At 48.9% G+C, this 7,046-nt stretch carries 8 protein-coding genes; 4 read left to right on the top strand and 4 right to left on the bottom strand.

The features are described from left to right. Positions 1-146 precede the first annotated feature (146 nt). Both JMI88_RS37070 and JMI88_RS37075 read left to right on the top strand, forming a co-directional pair. Positions 147-839, top strand: a complete 693-nt coding sequence (locus JMI88_RS37070; protein ID WP_201367128.1) for a response regulator transcription factor — start codon at positions 147-149, stop codon at positions 837-839. 825 nt (positions 840-1,664) lie between these two features. Continuing rightward, a complete protein-coding gene (locus tag JMI88_RS37075) occupies positions 1,665-1,901 on the top strand; it encodes a hypothetical protein (protein WP_201367129.1) in 237 nt (78 codons plus the stop codon). A gap of 73 nt (positions 1,902-1,974) precedes the next feature. On the opposite strand, the gene JMI88_RS37080 is transcribed toward JMI88_RS37075, so the two are convergent. The 4 genes from JMI88_RS37080 to JMI88_RS37095 form a co-directional block, all read right to left on the bottom strand. Further along, positions 1,975-2,814, bottom strand: coding sequence for an AfsR/SARP family transcriptional regulator (locus tag JMI88_RS37080; protein ID WP_201367130.1), 840 nt, complete (start codon positions 2,812-2,814; stop codon positions 1,975-1,977). Between the two features lie 3 nt (positions 2,815-2,817). Then, positions 2,818-3,024, bottom strand: a complete 207-nt coding sequence (locus JMI88_RS37085) for an Os1348 family NHLP clan protein (protein WP_201367131.1) — start codon at positions 3,022-3,024, stop codon at positions 2,818-2,820. Positions 3,025-3,538: 514 nt separating this feature from the next. Then, a complete protein-coding gene (locus tag JMI88_RS37090) occupies positions 3,539-4,348 on the bottom strand; it encodes a CPBP family intramembrane glutamic endopeptidase (RefSeq protein WP_201367132.1) in 810 nt (269 codons plus the stop codon). 431 nt (positions 4,349-4,779) lie between these two features. Beyond that, a complete protein-coding gene (locus JMI88_RS37095; RefSeq protein WP_201367133.1) occupies positions 4,780-4,977 on the bottom strand; it encodes a hypothetical protein in 198 nt (65 codons plus the stop codon). A 263-nt stretch (positions 4,978-5,240) separates the two neighbouring features. On the opposite strand from JMI88_RS37095, the gene JMI88_RS37100 reads away from it, so the two are divergent. Beyond that, the gene (locus JMI88_RS37100; protein ID WP_201367134.1) at positions 5,241-6,332 is read left to right on the top strand and encodes a phosphotransacetylase; all 1,092 of its coding nucleotides are present in this window, start codon (positions 5,241-5,243) and stop codon (positions 6,330-6,332) included. Positions 6,333-6,495: 163 nt separating this feature from the next. Beyond that, the coding region (locus tag JMI88_RS37105; protein WP_201367135.1) for a restriction endonuclease at positions 6,496-7,046 on the top strand (551 nt) is incomplete at its 3' end.

A 7,046-nucleotide genomic window follows, 5' to 3' on the forward strand; every position in this document is an offset into this window, starting at 1 on the left:
TATTAATGCACTATATAATAATTTGTCAATGCCTGACAAAGTCAATGAAAAGCAGTAACTGCGAAGTAATTGCGAATAAGGTGCAAAGTGTTATGGCCTATGCTCTTCTTGGAAAGCGTAACGAACGACGGTCAGGAGATGAGCAAATGATACAGTACGCTGATAAGAGTATATTATACGCGAAATATGAGCATTGCGCCATACTAGAGCGACAGAAAGCTGAACTGGTCCAACATATCATCCTGGTGGATGCCCACAGGCTTATACGAGTAGCTTTGCAACGTATAATCGATGCCTGTCCTCATCTCCATATTCAAGCCAGCCTCTGTCGCACACAACAGGTATTCACCTTCAGAGACATCGCGGCGGCTCAAGTAATCATGTTAGGCCCTTCAGTTGCGCTTTCTGATTGTCTCGCCTTCATTAAACAGATACGCGAGTGCCACCTCCAATGTGGAGTCGTCGTGATTCAGCAGGACTTATGTCCGGAGACCGTACACATGCTGGTCGAACAAGGTGTTTATGCCTTGCTCGATGAACAGGCTTCTGAACAGGACCTGATCCAGGCGATTACCGCAGCTGCGCATGGAGATTGTTTCCTGAGCCAGAGCGCACGCAATATGCTCGCCGTCGCACGCTCGCGCTCAGCTGGCAACCTGACTGAGCGCGAAATACAGGTACTTGCACATTTGAAACAGGGCGAAACGAACTTTCGTATAGCTAATCTGCTTGGACTTAAAGAAAAGACCATCGAGAAATATCTGACCACAATCTACGATAAGCTCAACGTTCGATCGCGAACCGAGGCCATCCTTTGCTTGCAAAAACTGCATTTCTAAATTTATGGACAGCAGCCAGTCCAGTAACGAGTCAGGCACCAACTTTACTAGTTGGTGCCTGACTCGTTACTGGCGTATGATCGTCGTGATTCCTTAGAGAGAAGAGAGAGCATATCTGAAAGCCAGAAGGTTCGCGCCTGCGGCCCCTGACGCTACGCGCCTACGGCGCTCAAAAGGTTTTTTATTCGTTGGTGCAACCTGTGCGCTTTGCGCTCATGCTGCACCAACGAATAAAAAGGGCTCAGGCACGCATGCGCCCGCCCGTACGGGGGCGCTTTACTTCCCATCGTGATAGGCTTCAGACACATCCTTATGTGTTGGTGCAACCTGTGCGAAAAGAGCACAGGTTGCACCAACACATAAAACAGGCTCGGGCGCTCATGCACCTGGCTGTGCTGTACGGGGGGTGCCTGGCTTCCCATTGGGATGGGCTTCAGACACTTTATTCATTTGTAACAGGCATGTGATTAGCATGGGTAGTCTATGCAATAGTCAGAGTCAGTGCCGCCTCTGATCACTATAGGGGGGATAAAGGGGTCTTCCCATTCCCCCTGTAAAAACTGTCGCTTCTGATGGAGTCTTCTTCGTGTGTGCGCTGGCAGCTCCTTATCACTTACTTCACAGAGAATATAGCCCCTCTTACCAGAGTAGTAACGCGGATGAAAGAGATGAGCATTATACTTTGTGGCGATGGTTGTGATACGGTGAGCGCCGTCCTGGTATCTGTTGGTGGTTTGCCGTTCATTTGGATGAGCTCACCGCCAGTGGGCGGTGTTTCCAAATGCTTTTTACAGCATGCTAATTTACGAACAAGGAGTTTTGGGCATGGAAAATATCACTGTAAATACCGTGACATTTCATTGGATGTATGATGAACTGGTCGTGCAGGCTGATGAGAAACAGCACATACTCAGTGCCTCTGACACGTATCAACTCCTCAATTACCTATACAACAAACGAGACAATATCTATGGGGCACATACTGGCGTCACTGTAATTACACCGCTAGACGAGCAGCAGGTGTACCTGTATGAGGTGGAGTCTGAGTATGGATACGAATAAGGTATTCAACGTTCTTTTTAGGGAGTAACACTGGTCGCGTGTAAGTATATGGGGGCGATGCGCATGCCCGGTGTTACTCCAGCTCAGCCATCTGTTTGCGCAGCGAAAAAATCTCTTCGCCAGGCTCTATTCCCAGGTCCCTTTTGAGAAATGCCTGAAAATAGTCTAACTTACGAATGGCACCGGCGGTATTGCCCTGGCGAAAATAAGAGTGTGCAATGGCCTTGACCGCAGACTCACAATAGGGATCAACCAGAAGTGCATGATGAGCATAGGTGAGAACCTCGTCAACCATGCCTACCTGTGAGTAGAGGTGAATCAGGTTTTTGAGCACCTCGATATAGATGCGATCATAGTGTCGGCGGTGTGACGAAAATGTATCATCATAGGCATCTTCGTGAAGAAATCCCAGGTTACAATATGTTACAACGTGGCGATAGGAAGAGATGGCTGTCGAATATTCGCCTCGTTGTTCTGCTTCTTTAGCTGTTGTATAGTGCTGGTGCACATCGAAGATATCGGCCCACCAGCTCTCATCCAGCTCGAACCAGTAGAGATTATCTTTATTGCGGCGAATGTACTTTGACTCATGGCGGGCTGGCAAATCAGGCTCCAGCAAATGCCGTAGATAATGGATGGCGACGTGTAAGTTGCGCTCCGCCGACTTCTTAGCTACATTGGGCCAGAAGCACTCAACCAGCTGATCTGTCGAAAACATCCTACCTGGATTGAGTAAAAACCATTTCAGCAATGCTTTGGCCTTATTTCTGCGCCAGACAGGTTCTCCAACCGGTTGATTAGCTCGTTTGACCTGGAAAGGTCCGAAAAAATGCACATGATAGAGAGGCACCGCCTCCGAGAGATGCACTCCTGGCAAAGGCGTCATCTCTGGTCCAATTCTCTGATGCGTCATTGGTTACTCCTTTCCAAAGGAGGTGAGTACCTGCTGACTGAAATCAGCGAGGTCTTGAGCAACAATACGGCTCAGCTTCTCTTCTTCGTCCTTAGTCAGCGCAAAATGCTGTTGTTTAATCGCCCTCACAGGATCCTTTAGCAACTTCTGACAGAAGTCTTCATCTGTTGCCGCACGCCCTAGAATGACATTGATCGCTTTCCAACTCATGTCTTCTACCCATTCTATCCTTGTGGTTCTGATGTTTTTCCTGTTTGCTGTCCTGTAAGGCTTTCTTATCCGACCTACGTTATTTACTGTAAGAAAAGCAGACTAGCGGCAACATTAGCCTACGGCCATGGGCCATAAAAAGGAACCCGGCTGAACTGGTGAAGTATAGAAAAGCTAGATGCATGGAATGTTGCAACGCTAATAACAACTAATAAGGTAAGACATACGAGTACTGCTATATAGATGCTGAACAAATGCTGTTGAGTTTTCATATTCGCGTCTCCTTATCGATTCTGGGTAAGTAGCGTGCCTATCAAGCGACCTGCTTACTTACGCTTCTACTTTTCTCGGCCTGACTCATTTCTTCGTACCGACTGATGTTAGAATACCCAGCAATTCTTCACAGAGCATTCGCGTCTTATTCGCACTCGCTACTCATGTTCGCGTCTTATTCGCACGCAGCGCGAAGAAGCGCTAGTAATTACTACCGCTTCTTCGCATTTTACAGAAAACTTTATGCTAGCATTGACGTTTTATCTGGCAACGCAGGTTGTGATGGTTGAGGTTGAGTGCGAAGCAGGAACAGGCCATAAATGGCCAGCAGGAGGCTGGGAACAATGAGCCCGATCACTGTAGTGAGAGGTGCGAAGGTTGAGGTTTCAGCTGCGATGCTCTTCGCACTCAAGAGCGTAAGCAGTGAGGGAAAATCATAGAGGGTATGAAATATGATCAGGGGCCAGATCGTGTTAATGCGTAACCTGCACGCTGCAAATCCGAAACCCAGGAGAAACCCGCTGATGGTTTGTGCCAGAATAATGGGCCATGGACCCCCACTCAGCAGGTTAAACACGTGCGCAAGACCAAAGAAGAGGCTTGAGAGGGCGACTCCCTTGAGTGTTCCACATGGTAAGAGCGCTCGCAATAGCACTCCGCGAAAGCGTGCCTCTTCATTGAGACCGACCAGGAGTGCATAGAAGGCGGTGAATAGTATCGTCCCCGTACTAAAACGGGGTCCGGAAATGAAAGAGAGCAGATAGAAAAGCGCGAGTAAGAAAGGGGCCCACAAGAGGTGAAGGCTGCGCCAGCGGGCGGGACGGTTAAATCCTGCCTCCTGTAGCCAGCCGAACCACATCAGTACACCAAGAGCCAGTAACGCCTGTACAACGATATCAGCGAGGCCCGAGTAGATGGTTGCCACCCCTATTGCGTGCCCAAACTCGATGATTCCCATGTCCAGACCAATGCTGAGTGAGAAAAATGCGAGCACGAAGTAAATTGGATGGCGAACAGCGAACACTTTTAGCTGGCAGCTTGTAATCTCCATAGTTCCTTTCACTTTGACCATTAAATGTTGATAGACATCTGTTAAGGATTGTAAAGGTATATAGAAGTGTGCTTGCCATCACAAGGGTAACATGAAAAAATATTAATCTTCAAGAGGAAATTATTAAATGAGTGTAAAAAGTATCTGCGGATTGATATATTCTGGAGAAAATAGATTTAAATAGGTTCCAGAAGAGTAGATTAGATGTGAAAGATATAGATCGTGTTTATCTACCGCATCGACAGGGCCGACTATCCCGACTTTTTCTCTACTCTTCTCTGTTAACAGGAATTTAAAGCAATGCCTGTAAAATCAGTACTATATCGATTATAAGTAATATTTTGACTATCAATGACTTTACCTGGCATTAGGTGCCCTTTATGGTACTGGATCAGAGGCAACGGCTGGCAGAAGATAGGAGCGCACCTGCGCTATGCTGTCAGCCGACCCGTTGTCACCAGCCAGCGCATAAATTCCAGGCGCCGTTGTACCTCTGACGCTTTCTGCTGCTCCTTCTCGATGTGCTCTCCGCGTAGCTTGCTTAGCCGCTCTATTTGTGCCAACGTAAATCCGACTCTCAATAAACGTTTGTGCGTCTCTGTCTCTTTGATGTCTTCTTTATTCATCATATTCGTCTCCTGCCTCTCTTTTTATAGCGAGCTATCGTCATGACCTCTACGAAGAAAGCTTTATGCTGGCAAATAAAAACTTTATGAGGTTGGTCACTTGTACCTTGTATGCAAAGTGTATGTTAAACCATTACGCGAAGCTTAATGGATAGGAAAGTGGCAGGTAAGATTGTGCGCACTATACTTGTTGTAGTGCTAGATCTGTTTTTGGTGGCGTAAAGAGTGCTTTCGGTTTTGAGTGAATAGGAAGGAAACGCTCCGTGATGATAGAAGTGAGTCAACCGCTCAATAGCGATATTAATAGCTATATTGCGCGCCTGCGAACACGTGCATTTACCTGTCGGACACGCATTGTACTTACCGATGGAGCGGATGCGCGCGCCCTGGTTGCGGCGCGTGTCATTGTTGAGCAATCTGCCATTCGACCCATACTAATTGGTCAGACCGCACTTCTCCTTCCACAGCTTGAAAAAATGGGGATTGCCCGTGAAGTAGACATATATGATCCCGAGCAGGATGCCCGGCAGGCGGACCTTGTCACTCTCTTAGGTGCTCGCCTCGAGGCACGAGGAAAAAAAGTACAATCTATCGAAGCTCTCATGGATATGGCGAATGAACCAGCATATTGTGGTATGTTGCTGGTGCAGGCAGGTATCGCTGATGGCCTGGTCGGGGGAGCCGCCAGCCCAACGGCGACAGTCATTCGTGCTGGCCTGCAGGTAGTAGGTGTTGATCCACTGTACCCCATCGTTTCTGGTGCGTTCGCTTTACTCCTCAAGGAGCCCCTTCCCGCTGGCCAGGACATCCTCATTTTTAGTGATACGGCAGTCATTCCGAATCCAACCGCCGAGCAGCTAACCGCCATTGCCATTAACACCGCCAGGACCGCGAAAGCGTTTCTTGAAGAGGAACCAGCACTCGCACTGCTCTCGTTCTCCACCCACGGCAGCGCCGAGGGTGCGTCAGTTATCAAGGTTCGCCAGGCCTTGCAGCTCATCCGCGAGCAGGCTCCCTATCTGAATGTAGATGGCGAGTTGCAGGCCGATGCCGCGCTAATCCCAACTATCGCGCACTACAAAGCGCCATCTAGCAGTGTACAGGGGCGAGCGAATATCCTTATTTTTCCCAATCTGGATGCGGGCAACATTGCTTATAAGCTGGTTGAGCGCATATGCAGAGCAACAACGTTGGGTGTAATCATCTCTGGCCTGGCGAAGCCGATCAATGACCTGTCGCGTGGTTGTACCGCCGATGATATTGTGAATATGATGGCAGTAACCGCCCTTCAGGTGGAGCAGCAACAGGAGAACATCACGACCAGCGCGCTACCAAATCTATTGGAGACCGTGCGCTAACATAATCTCGCCCCGGCGCGCTGGATCGAGAGCAGATCCTCCAGGATGGAGATGGGGACGAAAGACGGCAGCAAAAGCCTCCAGCTTTCGTCCCTATCTCCATCTTTTTCTGGTACAATTTGATAGGATGAACAGAAGGATCTGAAGTAAGCAAAGGAGTGCTATGTCTTCTCATTCGGCGCCACCCCTGTATCCAGATATTAAGCGCGAGCTGAAATCGCAGCTGCTTGCGATGTCCGCTCGTAGCTTTGAATTCTTTGCGGGCGATTTTTTAACCTATGCTGGTCTTGAGGATATCTCTGTCACGCGTTATGTTGGAGATGGCGGCATCGATGCCCATGGCACTCTTGTTGCTGGGCAATTCCAGCTTCCGCTTGGCATACAGGTTAAGCGCTACCGCAATAATGTGCAGCGGCCCGATATTGATCGCTTTGTGGGCGCTTTGTCTGGACACTTCTCAAATGGTTTGTTTGTGACCACGGCCGACTATGCTCCTCAGGCTTTGAAGAAGGCGACCGCCTCGGTTCCGCGCGTGCTTACTTTGAATGGCGAGCAGATCGTCTCTTTGATGATTGAACATCGACTCGGGGTGGTGGCTTCGCCGCATAACGTGGAGAAGCTCGATATCGATAGTGATTATTTCGCATCCTTCGAGGCAATGAAAAGCCTGTGGTCGGCACATATCAACGAGACGCCCGCACCTTATCGTGCGCA

This window comes from Dictyobacter formicarum (assembly GCF_016587435.1).

Coding starts and splice junctions, on each gene's coding strand:
- JMI88_RS37070 (WP_201367128.1), top strand. CDS start 147: ATGATACAGTACGCTGATAAGAGTATATTATACGCGAAATATGAGCAT.
- JMI88_RS37080 (WP_201367130.1), bottom strand. CDS start 2,814: ATGACGCATCAGAGAATTGGACCAGAGATGACGCCTTTGCCAGGAGTG.
- JMI88_RS37100 (WP_201367134.1), top strand. CDS start 5,241: ATGATAGAAGTGAGTCAACCGCTCAATAGCGATATTAATAGCTATATT.
- JMI88_RS37085 (WP_201367131.1), bottom strand. CDS start 3,024: ATGAGTTGGAAAGCGATCAATGTCATTCTAGGGCGTGCGGCAACAGAT.
- JMI88_RS37095 (WP_201367133.1), bottom strand. CDS start 4,977: ATGATGAATAAAGAAGACATCAAAGAGACAGAGACGCACAAACGTTTA.
- JMI88_RS37075 (WP_201367129.1), top strand. CDS start 1,665: ATGGAAAATATCACTGTAAATACCGTGACATTTCATTGGATGTATGAT.
- JMI88_RS37090 (WP_201367132.1), bottom strand. CDS start 4,348: ATGGAGATTACAAGCTGCCAGCTAAAAGTGTTCGCTGTTCGCCATCCA.